This is a genomic window from Neobacillus sp. NPDC093182 (genome assembly GCF_044754045.1).
On record NZ_JBIVOI010000015.1, the window covers coordinates 159,049 to 183,255 of the forward strand.

General features: G+C 38.4%; 23 protein-coding genes and 2 pseudogenes. 10 read left to right on the forward strand and 15 right to left on the reverse strand.

All coding sequences use genetic code 11. From position 1 onward, the window contains the following. Positions 1 to 13 precede the first annotated feature (13 nt). The 7 genes from ACIQAA_RS24520 to ACIQAA_RS24550 form a co-directional block, all read right to left on the reverse strand. Entirely contained in the window at positions 14 to 733 is a 720-nt protein-coding gene (locus ACIQAA_RS24520) for a YebC/PmpR family DNA-binding transcriptional regulator (protein WP_402624882.1), read from the reverse strand. A gap of 173 nt (positions 734 to 906) precedes the next feature. After that, positions 907 to 1,707, reverse strand: coding sequence for a hypothetical protein (locus tag ACIQAA_RS24525; RefSeq protein ID WP_402624884.1), 801 nt, complete (start codon positions 1,705 to 1,707; stop codon positions 907 to 909). A 184-nt stretch (positions 1,708 to 1,891) separates the two neighbouring features. Continuing rightward, positions 1,892 to 2,530, reverse strand: coding sequence for a GTP cyclohydrolase I FolE (gene folE / locus ACIQAA_RS24530; RefSeq protein ID WP_402624999.1), 639 nt, complete (start codon positions 2,528 to 2,530; stop codon positions 1,892 to 1,894). A 27-nt stretch (positions 2,531 to 2,557) separates the two neighbouring features. After that, a complete protein-coding gene (locus tag ACIQAA_RS24535; protein ID WP_402624887.1) occupies positions 2,558 to 3,235 on the reverse strand; it encodes a helix-turn-helix transcriptional regulator in 678 nt (225 codons plus the stop codon). Positions 3,236 to 3,377: 142 nt separating this feature from the next. Beyond that, complete coding sequence (locus ACIQAA_RS24540) at positions 3,378 to 3,611, reverse strand: hypothetical protein (protein WP_402624889.1); 234 nt, start codon at positions 3,609 to 3,611, stop codon at positions 3,378 to 3,380. Positions 3,612 to 3,757: 146 nt separating this feature from the next. Further along, on the reverse strand, positions 3,758 to 4,096 hold the full coding sequence (locus tag ACIQAA_RS24545; RefSeq protein WP_402625002.1) for a DUF3231 family protein: 339 nt from the start codon (positions 4,094 to 4,096) through the stop codon (positions 3,758 to 3,760). A gap of 23 nt (positions 4,097 to 4,119) precedes the next feature. Further along, positions 4,120 to 5,013: a mechanosensitive ion channel family protein gene (locus tag ACIQAA_RS24550; protein WP_402624892.1), complete on the reverse strand. Its 894-nt coding sequence runs from the start codon at positions 5,011 to 5,013 to the stop codon at positions 4,120 to 4,122. A gap of 110 nt (positions 5,014 to 5,123) precedes the next feature. Here ACIQAA_RS24550 and ACIQAA_RS24555 point away from each other — a divergent pair. Then, positions 5,124 to 5,327: pseudogene (locus tag ACIQAA_RS24555) on the forward strand (VanZ family protein); the annotation flags it as partial. 81 nt (positions 5,328 to 5,408) lie between these two features. Here the strand turns inward: ACIQAA_RS24555 and ACIQAA_RS24560 are convergent. From ACIQAA_RS24560 to ACIQAA_RS24580, 5 genes and pseudogenes are all read right to left on the reverse strand, one after another. Further along, the gene (locus ACIQAA_RS24560; protein WP_402624894.1) at positions 5,409 to 5,639 is read right to left on the reverse strand and encodes a hypothetical protein; all 231 of its coding nucleotides are present in this window, start codon (positions 5,637 to 5,639) and stop codon (positions 5,409 to 5,411) included. 161 nt (positions 5,640 to 5,800) lie between these two features. Continuing rightward, positions 5,801 to 6,685, reverse strand: a pseudogene (locus ACIQAA_RS24565) (ABC transporter ATP-binding protein). A 107-nt stretch (positions 6,686 to 6,792) separates the two neighbouring features. Then, entirely contained in the window at positions 6,793 to 8,139 is a 1,347-nt protein-coding gene (locus ACIQAA_RS24570; protein ID WP_402624897.1) for a flavin monoamine oxidase family protein, read from the reverse strand. A gap of 72 nt (positions 8,140 to 8,211) precedes the next feature. Next, positions 8,212 to 9,567: an arsenic transporter gene (locus ACIQAA_RS24575; protein WP_402624899.1), complete on the reverse strand. Its 1,356-nt coding sequence runs from the start codon at positions 9,565 to 9,567 to the stop codon at positions 8,212 to 8,214. A 301-nt stretch (positions 9,568 to 9,868) separates the two neighbouring features. Next, the gene (locus ACIQAA_RS24580; protein ID WP_402624901.1) at positions 9,869 to 11,575 is read right to left on the reverse strand and encodes a hypothetical protein; all 1,707 of its coding nucleotides are present in this window, start codon (positions 11,573 to 11,575) and stop codon (positions 9,869 to 9,871) included. Between the two features lie 221 nt (positions 11,576 to 11,796). Here ACIQAA_RS24580 and ACIQAA_RS24585 point away from each other — a divergent pair, with 221 nt between their 5' ends. The 5 genes from ACIQAA_RS24585 (at position 11,797) to ACIQAA_RS24605 (ending at position 17,059) form a co-directional block, all read left to right on the forward strand. Continuing rightward, positions 11,797 to 12,864 (forward strand): CotH kinase family protein, encoded by a 1,068-nt coding sequence (locus tag ACIQAA_RS24585; protein ID WP_402624904.1) that lies wholly within the window; start codon positions 11,797 to 11,799, stop codon positions 12,862 to 12,864. A 154-nt stretch (positions 12,865 to 13,018) separates the two neighbouring features. Beyond that, entirely contained in the window at positions 13,019 to 13,564 is a 546-nt protein-coding gene (locus tag ACIQAA_RS24590) for a hypothetical protein (protein ID WP_402624907.1), read from the forward strand. 65 nt (positions 13,565 to 13,629) lie between these two features. Next, positions 13,630 to 14,838: a hypothetical protein gene (locus tag ACIQAA_RS24595; protein WP_402624910.1), complete on the forward strand. Its 1,209-nt coding sequence runs from the start codon at positions 13,630 to 13,632 to the stop codon at positions 14,836 to 14,838. Positions 14,839 to 15,005: 167 nt separating this feature from the next. Next, positions 15,006 to 15,677: a DUF2642 domain-containing protein gene (locus ACIQAA_RS24600; protein ID WP_402624911.1), complete on the forward strand. Its 672-nt coding sequence runs from the start codon at positions 15,006 to 15,008 to the stop codon at positions 15,675 to 15,677. 191 nt (positions 15,678 to 15,868) lie between these two features. Next, the gene (locus ACIQAA_RS24605) at positions 15,869 to 17,059 is read left to right on the forward strand and encodes a M14 family metallopeptidase (protein WP_402624913.1); all 1,191 of its coding nucleotides are present in this window, start codon (positions 15,869 to 15,871) and stop codon (positions 17,057 to 17,059) included. A 349-nt stretch (positions 17,060 to 17,408) separates the two neighbouring features. On the opposite strand, the gene ACIQAA_RS24610 is transcribed toward ACIQAA_RS24605, so the two are convergent. Further along, the gene (locus ACIQAA_RS24610) at positions 17,409 to 17,756 is read right to left on the reverse strand and encodes a DUF2500 domain-containing protein (protein ID WP_402625005.1); all 348 of its coding nucleotides are present in this window, start codon (positions 17,754 to 17,756) and stop codon (positions 17,409 to 17,411) included. Between the two features lie 167 nt (positions 17,757 to 17,923). Here ACIQAA_RS24610 and ACIQAA_RS24615 point away from each other — a divergent pair, with 167 nt between their 5' ends. Continuing rightward, positions 17,924 to 18,316, forward strand: coding sequence for a thiol-disulfide oxidoreductase DCC family protein (locus ACIQAA_RS24615; RefSeq protein ID WP_402624915.1), 393 nt, complete (start codon positions 17,924 to 17,926; stop codon positions 18,314 to 18,316). A 158-nt stretch (positions 18,317 to 18,474) separates the two neighbouring features. Here ACIQAA_RS24615 and ACIQAA_RS24620 read toward each other — a convergent pair whose 3' ends face one another. After that, positions 18,475 to 18,885, reverse strand: coding sequence for a VOC family protein (locus tag ACIQAA_RS24620; protein WP_402624918.1), 411 nt, complete (start codon positions 18,883 to 18,885; stop codon positions 18,475 to 18,477). Between the two features lie 476 nt (positions 18,886 to 19,361). Here ACIQAA_RS24620 and treP point away from each other — a divergent pair, with 476 nt between their 5' ends. The 3 genes from treP (at position 19,362) to treR (ending at position 23,259) form a co-directional block, all read left to right on the forward strand. Further along, complete coding sequence (treP, locus tag ACIQAA_RS24625; protein WP_402624921.1) at positions 19,362 to 20,786, forward strand: PTS system trehalose-specific EIIBC component; 1,425 nt, start codon at positions 19,362 to 19,364, stop codon at positions 20,784 to 20,786. A 76-nt stretch (positions 20,787 to 20,862) separates the two neighbouring features. After that, a complete protein-coding gene (gene treC / locus ACIQAA_RS24630; RefSeq protein ID WP_402624924.1) occupies positions 20,863 to 22,530 on the forward strand; it encodes an alpha,alpha-phosphotrehalase in 1,668 nt (555 codons plus the stop codon). A 12-nt stretch (positions 22,531 to 22,542) separates the two neighbouring features. Further along, positions 22,543 to 23,259 (forward strand): trehalose operon repressor, encoded by a 717-nt coding sequence (gene treR / locus ACIQAA_RS24635; protein WP_402624927.1) that lies wholly within the window; start codon positions 22,543 to 22,545, stop codon positions 23,257 to 23,259. A gap of 183 nt (positions 23,260 to 23,442) precedes the next feature. Here the strand turns inward: treR and ACIQAA_RS24640 are convergent, their stop codons facing one another. Beyond that, positions 23,443 to 24,039, reverse strand: coding sequence for a class I SAM-dependent methyltransferase (locus ACIQAA_RS24640; protein ID WP_402624930.1), 597 nt, complete (start codon positions 24,037 to 24,039; stop codon positions 23,443 to 23,445). Between the last annotated feature and the right edge of the window lie 168 nt (positions 24,040 to 24,207).

Consider the following 24,207-nt stretch of genomic DNA (forward strand, 5'->3'; position numbering starts at 1 on the left):
TCTTCTTCAAGTCTTATTCACCTAAATCCACATTGTGGTATACTTGCTGAACATCTTCTAGGTCTTCTAATGCATCAATCATTTTTTCGAACTTTGCTTGAGCGTCTTCTGGAAGTGTCACTTCGTTTTGAGCAAGCAACGTTAATTCTGCAACAGTAAATTCAGTGATACCGGCATTTTTAAATGCTTCTTGAACAGCATGGAACTGATCAGGCTCAGCATAAACGATAACCGATTCATCTTCTTCGATAATGTCACGAACATCTACATCCGCTTCCATTAGGATTTCTAGAACTTCATCCGCTGTTTTACCTTCAAGACCGATAACCGCTGTTGCGTCAAACATATAGGCAACAGATCCACTGACACCCATGTTCCCGCCATTTTTACCAAAAGCAGCACGTACGTCAGAAGCGGTACGGTTCACGTTATTTGTTAACGCATCAACGATAACCATTGATCCGTTTGGTCCAAAACCTTCATAACGAAGCTCAGAGTAGCTTTCTTCTGATCCACCTTTTGCTTTGTCTATCGCACGGTCAATAATGTGTCTGGGTACATTGTATGTTTTTGCACGTTCTAAAACGAATTTTAATGCCTGATTCGATTCAGGATTAGGTTCGCCCCTTCTCGCTGCTACATAAATTTCAACTCCAAATTTTGCATAAATACGACTGGTATTTGCATCTTTTGAAGCTTTCTTTTCTTTAATATTGTTCCATTTACGGCCCATACTGTCCACTCACTTTCAACTTTGGCTCTACATAAAAATAGTAATAGAAATAGATTACATCTTCAACCATTTTATAAAAATATTATACCGTAAGTTGAAAATTTGTTAAGTATTTATACTTAATACTAATAATCCTAATCAGTAAAAAGCCAGGAATATTGTTCCTGACTTTTTTAGGATAATTTTAGTTTTGCGATAAATTTAATTTCATTCTGGAATTTTTCTAGTATTTCTTCAAACGATGAATTGATTAATAGCGGAAAAAGATTTTCGAGTGCTTCCTCATAATTTTGCCCTAACGCTTCACGTAAAAGAACATATTCATGAAATAGCAGTGCTTTCTCAAAATCTATGCCAAGTTCATATAAGCCTCGAAACAAAGTCTCTTTTGGGATTTGTTTAATTTTTTTATAGATTTTTTCGTTTTTCTCAATAAACTTTTCTTCTAAATACCGCGTTACATAATCTCTATATACCATTTGCCCAATATCATTTGTCTCTTTTTTTGTATAATTAAAGCCAATCACACGCCCTTCCTTATTTTCACGGATGATAAAGGTTTTATTTCCTTTTAAATGCTGGATGAAACTCTTCACACTTTTATCAAAGATTTTGTTGAATTGAATGATTTGATGGAGTTTGACAGCAAAGTCTGAATTTTCTTCACCGACGACAAATAATCGATCGACAATAGGCAAAAGCTTTAATACTCCTTCAGAAAGCTGACTCGAGGCATCATATATGATAATATCGTACTCTTTTTTCATATTTTTAACGATTCGTTTCTGTTCGGGGAGAGATAGTTTAGAAAATTCATGGATTACCTCTTCAGATAGACCTTCCTTTTCCAATGTTCCGTAAGAAATAAACGCAGCCGATAAATCGGTATTCATTTTAAGCCAATGATAAATAGATAATGATAATTCCGTAACACCTGATTTCGCCTTTGGCGAATAAAAGCCGACCAAGTACACTTTACTCACCTGCCTTTTATTACTATAGTATTGAAAGAATCATATAAACGTTAAAGACAAACCCTTCCTTTGTGGCTTTTTCCTAAAAAAAGGCTCTCTATAAGCAAAAAAAGAATGACACCACCTATATGTCATCCTTGCTGCTTATATAAAATCATTATCCTGAAACTCTATTCATTTATTCTTACTCCCTTGTGTTTTTTATGAGTGAATAAAATTCAGCTCGAAGATCTGGTCGATTTTCATAGATTCCATGAAGACTGGATGTTGTGGTAACGGTGTTTGCCTTCTTTATTCCTCTGCTGCACATACACATATGCTTTGCTTCAACTACCACAATCGTTCCTTCTGGATCCAATACTTCTTCAATCGCTTCTGCGATCTGTGTCGTTAATCTTTCCTGAACTTGAAATCTTTTTGCGTAGCCTTCCACTAATCGCCCTATCTTAGAAAGACCCGTAATTTTATCTTTAGGAATATATCCAATATGTGCGACTCCAAAGAATGGAGAAAAGTGATGTTCACATAATGAGTAAAACTCAATATCTTTTATTAAAATGAGGCCTTTATGATGAATATCAAACGTCTTTTCTAAATGAACTTTCGGATCTTCGTGATAACCCTCAGTGTACTCAAGAAATGCTTTAAGGACTCTAAAAGGAGTTTCCAGTAAACCATCACGCTTCGGGTCATCGCCGCACAGTTTAATTAATTGTTTTACGGCCTCAGAAAACTGGGTAATATTGGTGAAGTTTTCGTTTTCAGAGGTAAATAAGTGTGGAAACTTTTTACTTAAAACCTGTAACTGCTCACTCGTCATGATCATATCGTCCCTTTATGATTTTTAGGACTACTCATCCTCAATGATGATACGAGGAGTGTTTTCACTAAGGGGTTCATCCAAAAGAACCTGAAAAACACAACAGCCATCACCATTCTGAAGTCGTTTCTCTCGCTTGACAGAACATCCTAATAAATGTGTTAAAACAGAAACAGTTACACTGCAAAGTATGGGCCGCTTCAATGCAACATTATGGAATGGGCAGTTACGTTCAATCAGGGAATAAGTGCGATTTTTATTTTCTAATTCCATAAATGAATCATCTTTCTTATAGAAGTCCTTTAAAACATTTAGACGTTCTTCTGTATTTAATCCTTTTAATTTTGGTTCCCACTGGCGGATTCTTTGTTCAATCATCGCGGAAAGTAAATTTTTTAGTGCTTTTTCTCCAAGAGAATTAGTTAATGTATCTAGAACTTCAATCGTTAAGTGATCATAATTTTTTTCAAATAGATGTTCACCGGCAGTGGTTAATCGATACTGTAGTACAGGACGGCCAACACCATTGTTTTCTGAATAACGAGTTACCCATCCTTCTTTTTCTAATTGAAGAAGGTGCTGCCGTACTCCCTCACCGCTTATTTCTAAGAAGGAAGACAGCTCACTCGTTGATGAGGATCCGTTATTTTTAATAAACTGTATCATTCTACGGCGTGGTTCTGACATATGGTCAGCACGGAAAGTCATCCTCTTCCCTCCCTAAGCTCTCTTTCTAAAATATATTCAGGGATAGGTCGAATAGTTCAAGTTTTTCAATGGAAAACTTGGTTTATTTGAAAAATAATACAAAAAAAACCCTTCCGCTTAGAAAGGGCTGTAAGTTACTAATTTAATAATATGGGTAGCCGCTATAAGGATAATAGCCTGGGTATGGTGCAGGTGCCGGATAAGGCGCTGAGACTGGATAAGGATAAGCACCATAGCCCGGTGAACCTAATGCTCCTGCTGCCAAACCTCCTAGTAAACCTCCCACAAATAGGGCTCCGCCAAATCCTCCATATCCATAACCATGATAGTGACCATGGTGTCCGCCATGATGACCTCCGAATCTTTCATTCAACATATTTTTCATCCCCCTGCAAAAAAAATTTTCTTTTACTGTATGAAGGATAGATGTCCTAGGAATGGGCTATATTCTGAGATCTTTCTTAACCCTTAATTAATTGATCACGATCCTCTGCTTGAGGTGGTCCTTCCAACCAACCATGATTAATCAACAACGTCCGGCCGTGTTGCCAAACCCAGTGCTGCACTACTTGCTGCCATAGCAAGTATAGACATATTTTTAAAATACATTTGTACAAAAGTGTCGGAAAACAGTTTCGGTGCATGAGCATGTACATCATCTTCATTAAAACCAACTGGTATCGGGAAATTCTCTTTTCTAAAAAGCTCTTGCATGGTTGAAATATTATTTTTTGATGATTGTAGGACAAATTCAATAATCGGACGGGTTTCTACATCTTCTACTTTTTCTAAAAAGTGAGTGCTAACACATGAAGCAAGTGAATCGTTTAAATATTTGGGTCCATAATGTCGACATTTCAGTTGATGTTAAACGAAGCTTTGCTTTATCCTCCAATGTCATTACCTCGCTCTTCATTATAGTTAGGCTGTGGCAGTAAGGCTAAGTTAGATGCAGGCATTTGAACTTGGTGTTCATAAAATACAGACATAAGCTCAAACCTGACCTGTCGAGAAGTTTCAAAATAATCATCTGGATTTACTAATCCTATTACACAAAACTCATAACCAACATATTTTAAGTTGGGATTTAGGTCTGTTATTCCAACGTATTGAAAACTTTCTTCCGGAGATCCATCTGGGTTCCTTAATAAACTTTGACCAAGCTTTTCATTACAAGTAACACAAACGCCTTCTAATAATTCTTTGATTCTTTGTGGGTCCTCTTGATAGCTGACAGTAATTTTCTCGATAACACGCATTCTACCTTTGTTATAGTTATGTATCGTCCTTATTTCACCATGTGGAATGGTAAGAAGCTTCCCTGACCATTCCCGAATTTGCATAAAACGAATGCCGATTTCCTCGATCGTTCCAGAAATCTGACCGTTAAAAGTGACGAAATGACCGACACGGAATTCTTTATCAGATAGTCTGACAAAACCAAGAAGAATGTCCTTTAACATTTGCTGTGCTGCAAACCCAATAATGACCCCTACAATCCCTGCACCAGCGAGAATTCCCTTCAAATCAACAAATTGACCAATAATAAAAATAAGAAGAATGGTTCCCACTGCGTATCGTAAGGTGGACCGGATGACACCCTGAATGGTTTGCTCTACTTCTTCATCTAATAAATTTGATTTTGTAAAGAACCAAGCTACTGTGCGATTAATTAAATAAGTAGCTGTCAACAAAAACAAAACCATAATGAGCAGTTTTAAAACTAAATACTCTCTTATGTATTCCAAAACATTTTGTGAGATAGACAAAAAATCCATGGTTCACTTCCTATGTTATAATCTTAACTTACTTTTCCCCAAAAATAGGAAAGGTAATATATGAATTGGGTTATAATGAAAGAAATAGTACGTGAGGTCCGTTTGGTTTATTTTTAATTGTAAAAAAACGTTCACCTTTTCAATTATTCTATCTCCCACTTCTTTTCACTTCGTTAATAGAGTTACTCCAATTTATTACGGGGAGAGGCAGCCTTGATATCGATGATTTCATGCTAAATGTACTTGGATTTTTCATTGGATATTTGCTGTATCCTTTTTTTCATCAGATTATCAAAGTCTCCTTTCAAAAATAAGAGCCAATAGGATCATAATTTAGACCTAATGGCTCTTTTTGTATATTCTTATTTTTTAAACATGGCACTCAAATGAGACCATTAGAATTTTTCGCCGTATACCATTACACCTTTCACATAAATCTTAGAAGCCCCTATTGCAAGTAATAGGATTGAAGCGACTAAAATGGTGCCGCTGATAATTAATTCCAGTGTTGTAAGCTCTCCTATTACAAATTTTGAATACGCTACAATTGGTGAAAAGAACGGGAAATAGGTCGAAAAGGTTATGAGTGCGCCTGTGGGATCCATCATGGTCTTGATACCAACCATTAAAGCGCCAACGACAAGACCTCTTTTTCATTTGAGGAAAATGGTTATAAGCAAAATAGCCAAGGATGATAAGAGAAATTACAATCTATGTGATGCGAAATCCTTTTGTTCGTATTTGTTCTCGAATGTGAAAAAGATACGCTGTCCATAATGCGTTCATATTAAGACCCCACCTTTTCAACGAAAATTTGATGAAGGGTCGGCTGTAGATAGGTGGCCTCGCTTACAGTAATATCGTCATTTTTTAATTGCGTCAAAACCGTGAGAGGGTCCTGTTCTTTCTTTAAAGGAATAATGATTCGTTTCTCTTCCTGTTCAAATGAGTATTGCTGCTTCTGACAAAATGATTTTAATTTATCCACATTACCAAAGAGAGACAAATACATTAATCAATAAGAGTCCTTAATCGCTTCTAAATCTCCGGTTAACAACGCTTGCCCGTCTTTCATAATGACAACTTCTTTACAGAATTTCTCTACCTGTTCCATTTGATGACTGGACATAATAATTACTTTTCCCTTTTGTTTTTCTTCCAAAATAACCTCGGTTAAGAGATTGGTGTTAACGGGGTCCAGCCCGCTAAATGGCTCATCAAGGATGATGAGGTCAGGATTATGTAATAATGTTGCAACTAATTGGACCTTTTGTTGATTTCCTTTCGAGAGGTCGCCTGCCATCTTATTTCTATAGATTTCGATATCAAACCGATCCAGCCAATAGTCGATACTTCTTTTAATAGTTGACTTGTTCATGCCTTCTAATCTAGCAAAATAGAAAGTTGGTCAACTACCTTTGCCTTGGGATATAAGCCCCTCTCCTCCGGTAAATAACCGAACGAAGCTCCCTTCAACCCCTTTTGATTTTTCCACATTACGCTGCCTTCATCCGGAGTAACCAGCCCAAGCATCATTTTAATCTTTAGTTGTCTTCCCTGCACCATTTCTACCGAGCAGTCCAAAAACTTCACCGGAAGAAACGGAAAATGCTAAATTATCAACTGCCGTTTTGTCGCCATAATTTTTTGTTAAACTCTTAACTTCAAGCAAAAAATCTTCCCCTTTACTTCAAAAATAAAAAAACACTCTGTCATTTATTGTAAACGACAAAATGTTGTTTTCGAAGAAATATTTACCAATTTTACCATTAATTAATATTATGTAAGTTTTCTTATCACCTCTAAAGCAGCTCGTTCTCCTGCTTCTAAGGCACCTTCCATGTATAGCCGCCATTCAGTCGCAGTCTCACTTCCAGCCCAATGGATGGGTCCAATGGGTTTGGTTAGTGCCTCTCCAAATTGTGAGAGTACACCAGGTGGGAAATGACCAGCGTAACCACCTCGTGCCCAAGGGTCTGCGGACCAGTCCTTATCAAAATATCCTTTAGGATTCAATCCCTCATGTCCAAAAAGATAAGAGATGCAGTTCAATACTTCTTTTTTTCTTTCCTCGTTAGAAAGTTCTCCGAGTCTACGTGCCTCTTCACCGGTGATGAATGCGATTAGAATCCCCTCCGTTCGGCTAGGATTTGAACCATCGATTGTAGCCTTAACTGGTCCATAGTCATGGAAAGCGATTCCACTTTCACCACGAATCCGCCAAAAAGGAGTTTCGTATACCATGACACATTTAATGACAGATCCTTGCCAAACCCGTTGACATAACTGGTCTCTTGAAGAAGGTAATGGTGGATGGTAGACAATTCGATTGGTTAGTGTTGGTGGAATTGCCAAAATTACTTTTTTACTGAACCACATTCCCTGGTCTGTGTACACCTTTACTTCTGAATCGCCCCAATCAATCCGCAACACTTTATGATCTAGCAGGACGGTGTCACCCAATTCTTCTGCAATTCGATTTGGAATTTCTTGCGCACCATTTGTAATCCATTCGTCTTCAGCACTAAGATACTGATCAAAACTTCCAGTTGCTTTAATATTCCATATTAAATCCAAGACGGAAACTTCACTCAATTTTCCACATAACCCTTCTTCATAAACCTGACGGTAAAATGCTTTACCGTATTTTGAAAACATTTTCTTTTCTAACCATGTTTCCATAGTGAGTGAATCTAATTTTTGTCCCAAAGGCGAATTCCATGGTTTTAATGGATCGATGTTTTTTAACATCTTCTTCACTGCATGTTCGATTGATGTAATATCAAGTAGTGACAGTCGCGAAAAAGGTGGTTTATTACCTAATCCTCGTTTCTTTTTGCCTAATAAGGCATATAAAGAGGTACCTTCTTTATAGGTAGAAGTGGTGGTAAGTCCGAACTCTTTTATTAAGGTTTGTATGCGGTGTTGGTGTGGAGAAACCCATTGAGCACCTAAATCAAAAATACTACCCTTTATGGAGGTGCTAAGTATTCTTCCACCTACACGTGATTGAGCTTCAAGGACTGTAACAGTCTTCCCATTTTTCATCAAGGTACGTGCAGCTGCTAGGCCTGATAAACCTGCCCCGATAATGATCACGTCTGTTTGCTTCCCCTTATTATGCATGTTGTCCACCTTAACTTCCTTTCTATCCAAAGAAAAATAGGACCACCATAAGGTGAATCCTTTCCACTAAATTTAAACAAATACCAGTAGCAGCCATAGGTACAGACCAATTAGAGTAAAAACAAGCGTTGGCGGAATGACAATTATTGTAACTTTAATATACTCCAGCCACGTTATTTTTATATTATTTTTCTTCAGGATATCCATCCAAATCAATGTTGCCAGAGTACCAATTGGCAGGATTAAGGAACCGATATCACTTCCTATAATATTTGCTAAGTAGACGGTCTGCGTTAATAATGGCTCTAATCCCATCTCAGTTAATGCAAGTGTCGATACCATTAAGGCCGGATGGTTATTAAATAGATTTGATAGGAAAGCCGTTATGATTCCCATGGTAACGCTTGCGTGAAGTAAACTGCCATTTACAATAGAACTCAGATGTTCTACCAAATAGGCTGTTAACCCGATATTGTGTAATCCGTATATGATGACATACATGCAAAAAGCGAAAATCAAGATATGCCAAGGGATTTTAAATAAAACGTCTTTTGGATTTTTCTTTAAATGAATCCATCTCCAAATTAGTAAAATGATTGAACCTAATACGGCTACCAAAGAAACAGATATATTCAAAAACGAGGCGACAAAAAGGCTGATTCTAACGATAAAGACAAAAATGAGCATTTGGATCATTAACTTCTTTTGTTTTTCAAACATATCCTCGTTTTTTCTTTGTAACGGATGGTAACGGTTGTTATTTAACAATGGCAGTGTGTAGGAATGAAGTCTGATTTCTTTAGGGATGTCCTTCTTGAAAACGAGGAGGAGCAGATAGGCTAAAAACAGTAATCCAATTGTACTCGGAACAAACATCATTGCAGTCTGAAGGTATAGATCCATTCCGATAATTTTTAATGCTATTAAGTTAACAATATTACTTACTCCGATTGGAGCACTAGAAGCGGTTGCGATTAAGGCGCCGCTTAATAGATATGGAATTTTTTGGCGGTTCTTTAAACCGATATTTTTAAATATAAGAATGAGAATTGGTGTGGTAATTAAAATACTGCCATCATTATTGAAAAACATCGTCATCAAAAAGCACAGTAATAATGTATACCAGAATAAACGAATTCCGGACCCTTTCGAAACTTTTAACATCAGTGCCGCCGTCCATCTAAAGAAGCCGAAACTTTCAAGCACAATCGCCATAACGATGGTTGCAATAATGGTAACAGCAGCGCCTGTTACTTTCGAACTTATATCCATTAAGTCTGCCAGAGAAACGCTGCCGCTTAACATCACAATGACTGCCCCAATCGTTGCTGGAATAGCTTCATTCATATTTTTCGGACGGATAAAAATCATCACCATGGTTAGAAAAAATGCAAATATGGTTATGATCACCGTCGATGGTTGATACATATATGTTATTTCTCTCCTTTCAATCTATCTAAAATTTCATTCTAAGAAATCTCCTTTTCATGTCTTTTCTTGTCCTTTGCTTTATCATACGTAGATTCTTAGAGGCTTGAACTAAACGAATATCTTGAATTTATGTAAATCAGCGGGTATCTAGAAATTTTCTTACAATAATGGTTGGATTAACGCCTATTTTTTTGCAGCTAAACCAATGCCTAGAGGTTTCCTTTATAGGCAGCTGTCTTATGAATTTAATGGGTACCACAAAGAAACCGGTACGCCAGGAGTACCGGTTAGGGATTTTTTATTTTTTTCCTTTGGAGTCCTTGCCTTTGCTTCCTTTGGTACCACCGGAACCGTGACCGCCTTTGGATCCTTTGCTTCCTCCAGAGCCTTTACCGCCCTTGGATCCCTTGCTTCCGCCAGAGCCTTTACCGCCCTTGGATCCCTTGCTTCCGCCAGAGCCTTTACCGCCCTTGGATCCCTTGCTTCCGCCAGAGCCTTTACCACCCTTGGATCCTTTGCTTCCTCCAGAGCCTTTACCGTCCTTTGATCCCTTGCTTCCGCCAGAGTGCTTGCCGCCTTTGGATCCCTTGCTGCCACCAGAGCCTTTACCGCCTTTGGACCCCTTGCTGCCGCCAGAGTGCTTACCGCCTTTGGACCCCTTGCTGTCGCCGGAGTCTTTACTGCCTTTAGATCCTTTGCTGCCACCAGAGCCTTTACTGCCTTTGGACCCCTTGCTGTCGCCAGAGTGCTTACCGCCTTTAGATCCTTTGCTGCCGCCAGAGCCCTTACTGCCTTTAGACCCTTTGCTGCCGCCAGAACCTTTACCGTCTTTGGATCCTTTCTTGCCGCCTGAACCGTGCCCGCCTTTGGATCCTTTCTTGTCGCCTGAACCATGACCGCCTTTAGACCCTTTGCTGCCGCCAGAGCCCTTACCGCCTTTAGATCCTTTTTTTCCGCCATAACCATAACCATCATTAGAGCCTTTACTCCCGCAGGAACCATGAGAGCCCTTGGATCCTTTACTTCCGCCGGAACCATGAGAGCCCTTGGATCCTTTACTTCCGCCGGAACCATGAGAGCCTTTAGATCCTTTACTTCCGCCGGAACCATGAGAGCCTTTGGATTCTTTACTTCCACCGGAACCATGAGAGCCTTTGGATCCTTTACTTCCGCCGGAACCATGAGAGCCTTTGGATCCTTTACTTCCACCGGAACCATGAGAGCCTTTGGAGCCTTTACTTCCGCCGGAACCATGAGAGCCTTTGGATCCTTTGCTGCCGCCAGAACCATGAGAGCCTTTGGAGCCTTTGCTGCCGCCAGAACCGTGTCCGCGTCTTCTGCCCTTAGGGCCTTTAGGACCTTTAGGACCTTTAGGACCCTTAGGACCTTTATTTCGACGAGATCCGCCGGAACCTCTTGAACCTTTGGTGCCCTTATTTCCACCAGAGCCCTTGCTTCCCTTGCTGCCGCCCGATTCTTTCCCGCCATAACCATAACCGCCATAAGACCCTTTACTTCCGCCAGAGCCACGTGAACCTTTGGATCCTTTACTTCCGCCAGAGCCACGTGAACCTTTGGATCCTTTACTTCCGCCAGAGCCATGTGAACCTGTGGATCCCTTACTTCCACTGGAACCATAGGATCCTTTTGAACCTCTACTTCCACCAGAACTGTGTTTTCCCTTTCTTCCTTTTGGACCCTTCGGACCTTTTCGGCCTTTTGGTCCTTTTTTTCGTCTGGACCCGCCAGAACCGCGTGAGCCTTTAGAACCGCTGCTTCCATCAGAGCCCTTACTGCCTTTACTGCCGCATGTCCCATGACTGCCGCTTGATCCTTTACTTCCTTTAGACCCCTGACTTCCGTCTGACCCTTTGCTGCCACTGGAATCTGAATCATCATTACAGAAACATTTTTTGTCATGCTTTTCATCTGGATTATTGTTTAGAAATAAAACGACTCCATTATCCTTAGCTTTTGACAGCATCTGATTCATGTCCTTCTTCATCTGGGTTTTCCACCACTTTCCATAAATATATTCTTTTCACTTTCTAATTTATGGTAATAAAGTGGCACTTGATATAGACAAACATTTATTTTTTTACATTCATTTCTAAAATATTTGAGTGTTGACATTTGTCCATTAAAGAAATGCTGGATGTTTATACTGCACATTCAACCTGGGTGCCGCATACTATCTAGAAAAAATGTATGTATAGGAGTATTTACGTGTTAAAATACGAAATCTTCATTAATCCAAAACGGTTACAAAAGTTGGAGGATGATATTTGGGAGGATGAACATGTCCCAGCTTTATTAAAAATTGACAATAAACGCTACAAAATAGGAATCGCGTATCGGGGAAATGTCATTAGAAAAAAGAAGAAAAAATCCTACAATATCATCTTCCAAAACCCTTATCTCTTCGAAGCAGCTCACGAAATTCATTTAAATGCAGAATATGATGATATTTCGCTCAGCCGAAACAAACTCTCTCTCGACTTTTTTGATACCATTGGTGTTATTTCTCCACACTCCAAGCACGTGCTTCTTTATATCAATGGTTTTTGTAAAGGAATATATTTAGAACTTGAATCCTTTGACCAACATCTTTTGAAAAAAAGAAATCTTCCTGATGGGCCAATCATATATGCCACGAATTATTTTGCAAACTTCTCGTTAATCTCTCCCGAGAATGAATTAAAAACGAGTTTAGATGAAGGTTATACGATAAAATATGGTGAGGAAAAAGACCTGTCTTTATTAGAGGATTTTATTGAAATGATCAACACCTTCTCTAATGAGGAATTTGAAAAAGAAGTTGGTAAAATCCTAGATATTGAGAAATATCTTAGATGGCTTGCTGGTGTCGTTTGTACACAGAACTTTGATGGCTTTATCCATAACTATGCTCTCTATCTAAATAGCAAAACCAACCTGTTTGAAATTACCCCTTGGGATTATGATGGGACCTGGGGAAGAGACCTTCACGGAAGGAAGCTTGATTACGATTTCGTCCCCATCACTGGGTATAATACCTTAACTGGACGACTTCTCCATATTCAACCATATAGATTACGATACAAAGAAATCCTGTCTTCCATCTTAGATACTTACTTTAATATCGAAACGCTAGAGCCAATAATTGAAGAGCAATTTCAAACATTAAAACCATTTATTAGGACAGATCCCTATATAAATATGGAAGAGAAATATTTTGATAAAGAAAAAGACGTCATTCTCACATTTATTAAGAACAGAAATGGCTATTTAACGAAAGAACTCGCTTCATTATGACCAATTCCCTTGTATATGGACTCCATATACTTCTTTTTTTGCCTATTTTTACAAAAAGGTAAGAAAAAAGGCTCGTCGTTTAGTACAACATCATACCGTGACACATATAAATGCAGTGTAAATGTTTATTTAATTAAAGGAGGATAAATATTGTATGAATAACGACATGTGGAAGTCTTTAGTGGGGAAGACGATCAAGGTTGACAGAGGAGGACCAGAATCAAGAATTGGTAAATTAATGGCCGTTCTTGATGACCATCTAGTTCTTTTGACTAAGGATGATGGTGTGCTTTATTACAATACGCACCATGTCAAAAGTGTAACAGAAAATTCAAAGGATACCATGGATTTAGGAATTGAGGTTCCGGAGAATTTCGAATATAAAAGTGCTGAAAGCTTCCAAGGTCTTCTAGAATGCCTAAAATTCCAATGGGTAAGAATTAACCGTGGAGGTCCTGAAAAACTTGAAGGTGTAATCAGCGAAATTAACAAAGACTTTGTTTCATTAATTAGTAAAGAAGAAGTTGTCCGTGTATCTATGTGGCATATCCGAAATGTTAGCTATGGATTAAAAATCGAAAGTGAAAAACAAGAAGAAAATAAAGATCAAGGTAAAGAAGAGAACACTATGTCTCAAACAGAAAAACAAGTTGTGAGACAAAGAGTGGTACGTGCAGAAAACGCACAAGTAAGACAGTAAAAATATAAAACCCTTGTCGCTTCTTACATGAGAAGCGACAAATTTACCCTAAGGAGGAACATTGAATGGGATCTGATAATTTTTCATCAACCGTGGATTTACTAAAAGGCTACAATGTAAATTTATATGTTGGTGAAGAAATTATAAAAGGAAAATTAATGGGCGTAGAGTCTGATCATATTATTCTAGAAGACGAAAAGGGATACGTCTATTACTATAGCATTGATAATATTCATGCTATAACAAAAAACACGAAACAATTTAAAGGTGAAGAAATTACCACGGAATTTATGAAAACTCAGAGTTTAGCGGATTTATTAAACTCTTTAAAGAATTCATGGGTATCTATATTGTGTTTAAATAAGCAATCTTTTGATGGTGTCCTAGGTTTCGTCGATTCCGACTTTGTTACGCTAATCAATGGTGAAAATCGAATTTTAATCAAGATTTCCCACATTGCAAATATATTAAAAGGCTATCGGAAGGAAGAAAAACAAGAAGAAAATAAAAATGAAACGGAATCAGCTGTTTCCGATAGTAAAGCGGAAGATACAGATGACAATTATGTCGAAACTGAAGTTTTTATGAAGGCTGACAAACAGGAATCTAATGTTCAACAAGTCGTAAATCTGGTAGACAATGACGCAATGGTTTCTCCAAAAGTAATTGTAAATCAACCGGAAAATGAGATAAAGGGCTGGGCAGAACCTATCAAATCCGCATTACCAATAGCAAAAATCAGTAATCAAAACAAAAAAGAAGAGAAAAAGCAAAGTGCTCAAAATGAAAACATGCAGCAAAGTGTAAAACCAAGCACAGATGGTAAATGGTCAAGAACGGAAATACCGCAAACAAATCAAGAGGATGGTAAAAAGCAAAAATCAGAAGTGGTTATTCAAAATATCGTAAAACATGATAAAGATAGTATTCAAAAATCTGCTGCTCCTTCCATCGAAAAAAGAGCTCAGGTAAAACAGCCTGTACGCGAGCAAATCAAAGCTGAACCTGCACTAAAAAAAGAAGTAACTGCGAATTCTACGAAGGAACTATTAAATAAAGTGAAAAAGGTAAAAGAAACCATTGATACCAATCCACTTATGAAAATAGAAAAGGCAAAAATGAACATTGTGGAAAGTAAAACAGAGGATAAAAAACCTAAGGCACAAGAAGTTGGGGCGTCTCGGTTTTCAGGTGAACCAGCTAAACCTGATTTTGACCGAAGATCCATCTTCTCAGGATGGCCAAATCGAAATAACTCACAAAGACGTATTTAATCACCCCCCAAGTTAATGGCAGTTAATGACTATCCGTAAACCAAAATTCTCTATTCCTGTGCCAATTACAATTTTACAATAAAGAGCTGGGCATTCTTCCTAGTAACATCTAGTTATGTGCACCCGCTCTTTTTGTAGAATCATTTTAGTAGAAAGGATGTGATTAAATGAAATTAAAAGACCATATTGGTACCTATATAAAACTAGAAATCTCCGGTAATAAACCCATAAGCGGAATTTTAATCGACATTGGCAGTGATTTGTGGGTTATCTACAACGGTTACGATTATTTATACATTCCTACCGTGCATATACAAAATTGGAAGTTTCCTAAAGAAGAAGAAATTGATGAAATTATCACTCTATCAGATGATCAATCCCCTATTTTTAATCCTAATGAGGAAATTTCACTACGAAAAACACTAACGGCTGCAAAGGGTATTTTCACGGAAATAGTTGTAACTAGTAAACAAGCTATACATGGTTACATTATAAGTATTATGAATAATTATTTTGTATTTTACTCCCCTATTTACAAAACAATGTTTATATCCCTTAACCACTTAAAATGGTTAATTCCTTATACCAATAACCAGCGTCCCTATGGCTTAAGCAATGCAAATCTACCGGTAAATCCATCAAACATAACATTCGCACGATCGTTTGAAGTCCAGATTGAAAAATTGATTGGGACATTAATTGTATTTAATGTCGGGGAAAACGAGAATGGTATGGGGAAAATAATGGGAATAAAAAATAACTTCGTGGAATTGTTAACGGCTAAAGGTGACCCTGTCTATTTAAATCTGCAGCATATTAAAACCGTTCATATGACATAAAAGATGAGGATAACCTCTGTTCGGTAACAATGACCAATTCGCTCTATATAACTTTCACAGAGTGTCCTAAGGGCGGCACTCTTTTATTTATTAGCACCCCTCTGCAATAAGCAAATATAAAATCCTACATATATACTAAACTTTCCCGCATACATTTTAAATAAGACCATTTTTACCATCAGGAGGATTCCATGGACATCTATGTGAGACAAGGTGATTCTTTATGGTATTACAGCCAATTGTATCGAATTAATATTCAACTGATTATTGATTCTAACAGGGATGTTCAACCAAGTCAGCTTGCTGCAGGACAGCGAATACGAATTCCGGGATTTGTTGGGCAGAATTATCAGATCAGACGCGGTGATTCTTTTTGGAGTATTGCGCAAAACCGTAATTTGTTACTGGATGCGCTGCTGCTTGCTAACCCTAATGTCAATCCCAATCGTCTAGTAGTCGGGCAAAGTATTAAGGTTCCACTTAGGATTACTTGGAGACTTGTGCAAGGCAAGCAGCATTATGATTTTAGCCGTATGATGAGTGATATTACTCGTTTGCAAAACGTTTATCCATTTCTCCGGGTAACAAATGCAGGAAATTCAGTGCTAGGCAATCGGATTCCAGAAGTTCTAATTGGTAATGGCAGTAAAAGGGTTCATTATAATGCTTCTTTTCATGCAAATGAATGGATAACTACCCCTATCCTAATGACATTTTTAAATGATTATTGTTTATCGCTTACGAACGGAAGCTCCATACGTGGTCTTTCGACTTTTCCATTATATAGGCAAAGTTTGCTGTCTCTTGTTCCAATGGTTAACCCAGACGGAGTAAGTCTTGTGCTGAATGGTCCGCCTGAAAATGAAACGTGGAGAAATAGAGTCATCGAACTAAATCGTGGAAGTACTGATTTTTCTGGCTGGAAAGCAAATATTAGAGGTGTTGACCTGAATGACCAGTTCCCTGCTCGCTGGGAATTGGAGAAAGCTAGGAATCCTACACAACCTGGACCGCGGGATTATGTAGGTGAACATCCGTTATCAGAGCCAGAAGCGATTGCGATGGCAGATTTGACAAGAAGACGTGACTTTGCTCGGGTTCTAGCCTTTCATACTCAGGGCGAGGTCATCTACTGGGGATTTGAGAATTTGGAGCCGCCAGAGTCAGAGGTGCTCGTTAACGAGTTTGCAAGAGTCAGTGGCTACGAGCCTGTCAAAACCATAGAAAGTTATGCTGGGTACAAGGATTGGTTTATCCAAGATTGGCGCCGGCCAGGGTTTACCGTCGAGCTCGGTAAAGGTACTAACCCCCTCCCTCTGAGTCAATTTGATGAAATTTATGAAGAGACACTTGGGATCTTTTTGGCTGGACTATATATGTAGTAATGACCTATTTCGAACTTTTTGGGATAGGTTTTTTTTGATGGGGTTTTTGGAGGTTATGCGAGAGTGTTTTTTGTTATGCGAGAGTAATTTCCGTTATCCGCCAGTATTTCTGGCTATGCGCCAGTATTTCTAGTTATCCGCCAGTAAATGCAGCTATCCGCAACTAAATTTCAGCTATCCGCAACTAAATTCAGGCTATCCGCAACTAAATTCAGCCATCCGCAACTAAATGCAGTTATCCGCAACTAAATTCAGCCATCCGCAACTAAACTCCATCATCCGCAACTAAATTTCAACCACCCGCAAATTTATATGCATTAAAAGAGGACACGAATATCCGCGTGTCCTAGTTAACCAGCTGTTTCCGTGTAAAACTATGATATCTTGTCCCTTGGAAGACAAGTTCCCCGATATCTCCTTCAGCAAGCATACCATAATCAGATCCCTTTACCGCTAGTTCCATTCTGTCACCGCTTTCAACTTGAAACGTAACATAATACCAAGTGCTGGCTCTGGAATCATTAGTTCCGCCACTTACTTTCGTACGTTTCGAAACGACAACCGCCTCCACATTCAACCTTGGCTGAGTATTATTGTAACTCCATTGTTTGATTCCTTTAAAAATAGTAAATAAAATAATTCCAATTACAAGGATAAAAAATAGTGGAAAAAGCGTACCGATAATCGAAAACATATCAAACCCCTGAGCAGCATCCACAGTACTTCCCCCCCTTACTCCGGCCAAATCAAGATTAATATATTCTTACTATATCGATAGAATTCTAGAGTCTCAAGAAAATTTGCTAACATTTAACTTTTTTTGTAAATATTATTTATACTGTAGAAGGGGTGGGTGAAAATATGGAAGCAATCATTTTGTTCGATGGGATATGTAACCTCTGTAATAGCGCTGTTCAGTTCATTATCAAGCGAGATCCAAAGGGATATTTCAAGTTCGCTTCACTCCAAAGTAATACTGGACAGCGATTAATAAAGCAATATGGTGTTAGCAGACACATTGACAGTCTTATAGTGATTGAAAAGCAAAAAGTATATATCAAATCAAGTGCAGCATTACGGATATGCCGGAAATTAGACGGTTTTTGGAAGTACTTAACGATACTAAGGGTCCTCCCTCCTTTTTTTAGAAATTTCCTTTATGACATGGTGGCAAAAAATCGTTATCACTGGTTTGGCAAAAGGGACAGCTGCATGCTGCCTACTGCAGAAATAAGAAAACGGTTCCTCGAATAAGGAAAAAATTTTCGAAAAATGGACATGTTCACTACATGCATGTACAAAGAGGTACATATATTATATTAACCCATGATACAATACCTCCTTTAGAAAGTGGCCCCACCACTTTCTTTTTTTTGTGCAATCAAAAAAGCACTTAGAAAAGTGCTCTGAGATTAAGACTTTTGATAATTCAATTCCCAAATTACCCCAAACTGATCCTGAACTCTTGCGTATTTGGCACCCCAAAATGTATCCTCAAGCTCCATAAGTGCCTTACCATCTTTCCGTAGGGAGTCATACAAGTTTTGAATCTCCTCTTCACTTTCAGGCTCCAGCGTAAGTGTAATATTGTTCCCCACAACAACCGAGTGACCTGGGAAGGTATCTGAAAACATAAGCGAAATGTCACCCTTACTTAGCTTTGCGTGCATGACACGATTATCTGCTTCTGGCGGAGTAGGATAATCAGCTTCACCGAATGTTTGGATACCGATAATTTCAGCTCCTAAGACATCTTTATAAAACTCCAAAGCTTGTTTTGCGTTTCCATCAAACGATAAATATGGTGTAATCTGCCCCTTCATACTAAACACTCCCTTATATCAAATAAGCAACAATATATTATTTTTTCATAAAATACAGCTTTTATTCAAAAAACTCAAAAAAAATACCTTTGACAGATGTCAAAGGCCAAAGGTGAGCTTAGTGGTCAAGGCTAAGCTCAAGTTTTAGGAGGTCTAAACTCAGAAGAATTTAAACAAGTTCATTATATCATTTTCCGAAAATTCTTTCAACAGTTTAAAGCGTTAAAGTTGAAAAGTTATGAACTTATAATAATACCTCCTATAATAAGTAAATCATAAAATAACTGCAAGATAATTTTTAAAAATAATTTGTTGACAGGCTTGTATATACAAGTTAGAATGTAAACGTAACCAGAATACTTGTATATACAGGTTGAAGTGGCGAGTTGAAAACGTACACATTAATTGGTAAATACAAGGAAACAATACACTATATAAAGAATTGGGACTTCCAATTCTTACAGGGGGAATAAATAATGACGAAGTTCACTGAGTCAGCGAAAGAACTGCTCGAACACGTTGGGGGCAAGGAAAACATTGCTGCTGTAACCCATTGTGTTACGAGAATGCGCTTTGTGCTAAATGATCCTAGCAAAGCTGATGTAACAAAAATTGAATCTCTTAAACCTGTAAAAGGTACTTTTACCCAGGCAGGACAATTCCAGGTAATCATCGGAAATGATGTATCTACCTTCTATAATGACTTTGTTAAAGTAGCTGGAGTCAGCGAAACAACAAAAGACGAAGCAAAAGTTGCTGCAAAGCAAAATATGAATTGGCTGCAGCGAATGATCGCCCATCTTGCAGATATCTTTACACCGTTAATTCCTGCACTCGTTGTAGGTGGTTTAATCCTTGGTTTTAGAAACGTAATCGGTGATATTAAATTGCTTGAAGATGGTACGAAGTCAATCGTTGAAGTTTCTCAATTCTGGGCTGGAGTTCACGCCTTCCTTTGGTTAATTGGTGAAGCAGTGTTCCACTTCCTGCCAGTCGGTATTACATGGGCCGTCGCTAGAAAAATGGGTGCAACACCAATCCTTGGTATTGTCCTTGGTATTACATTAGTATCTCCGCAATTACTAAATGCCTATGGCGTTGCGGGAGCGGAAGAAATTCCTACATGGGATTTTGGCTTTGCTCAAATTGAAATGATTGGTTATCAAGCACAAGTAATCCCTGCTATTTTAGCTGGATTCCTACTCTCTTTCCTAGAGTTAAGACTTAGAAAAATTGTTCCAAATTCAATCTCTATGATTGTTGTTCCATTCTTAGCGTTACTTCCAACTGTATTAATTGCACATACCATTTTAGGTCCTATCGGTTGGACAATTGGTTCTTGGATTTCTGATGTTGTATATACAAGCTTGACTTCTGCATTTGGCTGGTTATTTGCTGCAATCTTTGGTTTCGCTTATGCACCACTTGTTATCACAGGTTTACACCATATGACAAATGCAATTGACTTACAATTAATGTCAGAGCTTGGCGGAACCAACCTTTGGCCAATGATTGCCTTATCAAATATTGCTCAAGGTTCTGCCGTTCTTGCGATGATCTACATTAATCGTAAAAATGAAGAAGAAAAACAAGTTTCAATCCCAGCAGCAATCTCTTGTTACCTAGGTGTTACAGAGCCAGCGATGTTCGGTATTAACTTAAAATATGGCTTCCCTTTCCTTGCAGCGATGATTGGCTCTCTTACAGCGGCAGTCATTTCTGTAGGCAGTGATGTCATGGCTAACTCAATTGGTGTCGGCGGACTTCCAGGATTCCTTTCCATCCAACCGCAGCACATGATGATGTTCGCAATAGCTATGCTTACAGCGATTGTAGTTCCGTTCATCTTAACTATTATCTTTGCAAAAACAGGTATGAACAAATTTTCTTTTAAAAAGTAATACTCCTATTTAGGAGGGAGAATATCTCCCTCCTTTTCATTATTAGAGTTACAAAAATTATAGGCAGGTGTATATCATGGCAGCAACATGGTGGAAAAAAGCAGTAGTATATCAAATTTATCCAAAAAGTTTTTATGATACGACCGGTAATGGTACCGGTGATATCCAAGGAATTATCGAAAAGCTCGACTACTTAAAGGAGTTTGGTGTAGATGTTCTTTGGCTCACTCCGATTTATAAATCTCCCCAACGAGATAATGGTTATGATATAAGCGACTATTACAACATTCAAGAAGAATACGGTACGATGGATGACTTCGACCAGCTTCTTGCAGAAGCACACAAGCGCGGAATCAAAATCATTATGGATATTGTCATCAACCATACTTCCACTGAACATGAGTGGTTCAAGCAAGCAAAATCCTCAAAAGACAATCCATACCGCGATTTTTATATATGGAAAGATGGGAAAGACGGCCTCCCTCCTACCAACTGGGAATCAAAATTTGGCGGTTCAGCATGGCAATGGGATGAAACCACTGGCCAGTATTACCTCCATTTATTTGATGTTACCCAGGCAGATTTAAACTGGGAAAACCCAAAGGTTCGTCAAGCATTATATGACATGATGCATTTCTGGCTAAAAAAAGGCGTCGATGGCTTCAGACTAGACGTAATCAATTTGATATCCAAAAATCAGCAGTTCCCTGAAGATAACAGTGACGGACGTAAATTTTATACAGATGGACCTAGAATCCATGAGTTCCTCCATGAGATGAACCAAGAAGTATTTTCAAAATATGACATCATGACCGTAGGCGAAATGTCTTCTACATCCATCGATAATTGCATTCGCTACACGAATCCACGTGAAGAAGAGCTCAATATGACGTTCAGCTTCCATCATTTAAAAGTGGATTATCCAAATGGAGAGAAATGGACGAAAGCCGATTTTGACTTCCGGGCTTTGAAGGACATATTGTCGAAGTGGCAGGTTGAAATGAATAAAGGCGGAGGCTGGAATGCCCTCTTCTGGTGCAATCATGATCAGCCGCGTGTTGTCTCTCGGTTTGGTGATGATCAGCAGTATCACAAAGAATCAGCCAAAATGCTTGCGACGACCATTCATATGATGCAAGGCACCCCTTACATTTACCAGGGGGAAGAATTCGGAATGACGAATCCGAAGTTTGACAAGATTGATGAGTATCGTGATGTTGAGTCACTAAATATCTTTGAAATTAAGAAAAACGAAGGTTTGGCCGAACAAGAGATCATTGAGATTTTAAAACAAAAATCTCGTGATAATTCCCGAACTCCAGTCCAATGGAATTCAAGCGAACATGCTGGATTTACCACTGGCACTCCGTGGATTCATACAGCAGCCAACTATAAGGAAATTAATGCAGAAAACGCGATGAAGGATTCAGACTCTGTGTTTTATCATTATCAAGAACTCATCCGGTTACGGAAAGAATATGATGTGATCACGAACGGGGATTATGAATTGATTTCCGAAGACCATAACTCTGTCTTTGCTTTTGTACGCAAAACGGAAGATGAAATGCTGTTGGTGATGAATAATTTTTATGGAAAAGACACGACCTTTACTCTCCCAGTGAAGTTAGACATTGATGGCTTGTCAAATGGTGTGTTACTCTCAAATTATGAGGACTCAGCACAACTTGCCAAGGAAATTCAGTTACGACCTTATGAGTCCATTGTTTATCATTTGAAAAAATAATGGGAGATTTTTATGACGAATAAGTATCAAATTATCTTTAATACGATTGTCGACCAGATTAAAAGCGGTGAAATCCCGCCGAATTCCCTTCTCCCCTCTGAAAATGAACTGAAGGAACAATACGATACATCAAGAGAAACGATAAGAAAAGCTTTAAACCTGCTTGCTCAAAATGGCTATATCCAAAAAGTAAGGGGCAAAGGTTCGATTGTCATTGATATCAATAAATTTGATTTTCCTGTTTCGGGCTTGGTTAGTTTTAAAGAACTAGCCGATAAAATGGACAAAAAGCCAAGAACGATTGTCAATGAGTTATCGTTAATTATCAAGCCGGATGCCTATATCAAGCAGCAGCTTCAGCTTTCTGGAAAGGACCAAGTTTGGAAAATTGTTAGAACCCGGGAAATTGGCGGCAAGAAAATCATTCTTGATAAAGATTATCTTGCTGCAAAATACGTCCCTTCCATTACGGAGGAAATTTGCGCAAACTCGATTTATGCCTACCTTGAAAATGACTTAAACCTGAAGATTAGCTTTGCAAAAAAGGAAATTATCGTAGAAGAACCAACTGCTGAAGATCGTTCATTTTTAGACTTAGAAGGTTTTCATAATATTGTCGTCATCAAAAACTATGTATATTTAGAGGATGCCAGCCTTTTTCAATATACCGAATCCCGGCACCGTCCTGACAAATTCAGATTTGTCGACTTTGCCCGCAGAACACAGTAAAAACCTCAATTCATTTTGAGGTTTTTCTTTTTGCTTCCCTTCTAGGTGAAAAATGCTTGTTAGAGGGAATCAAAAAGTGTCTTTGGCTCCCCACTAAGTGAAAAAAGAAGATAAGAGGGAATCAAAAGTTGTTTTTGATTCCCTCCAAGGTAAAAAAGCTGATTAGCGGGAATCAAAAGGTACTTACTCCTTTCTATTCCTTAGCTCAGCTACAATAAAGAGGTCTTTATAAAATTTTTCTACTCTCTCTGCCTTCAATCCTTGAGATGTAAATGCCTTTAATGTTTCCCTATTCAGACAGCAGCCGTCGCAGATTTTTTTCCACAGTGGTGTGAGGCCTTCCTGCATGCTGCTAAGCACGGTATTTTCCATTTTGACGTGTTCAAATAATAGTATTTTTCCGTTAGGTTTACATACCCTTTTTAACTCTTTAAGAGCCTCTTCGACATTCGGTATCGTACAAAAAACAAGTGTTGCAACCACTGTATCAAATGTATGATCTTCAAACGGAAGCCTCTCCGCGCTCGCGTTAACCATTTCAATTGGCACCACTGCTAATTTACGCTTTGAAAGTGATTGGTCAATCATATGCTGACTTGGTTCAATGGCGATTACATTGTCAGCATTCCTATACAAAGGAAAATTAACGCCAGTCCCTGAACCAATTTCAAGCACCTTCCCTGTCGCGCTTTGAAGCAGGTCTTCCCGCACCCTGTTAAACTTCCTACGTTCCAAAGGTCCCATAAAAAAATCATACCATTTTGAAAATGTACTGCTCAATCACTTCAACTCCTACTCTACATGCTGTATCTACTATTATTATCACTTCTTCTGACTTAAGGTCTAGTGGCAACGTGAAAAAAAATTACTAAATTGTTATTTTTAAATAATAATCCAATCCATTTCCACCTTTTGAGCATATTTTATTATAAAAAAATATGGACGTGG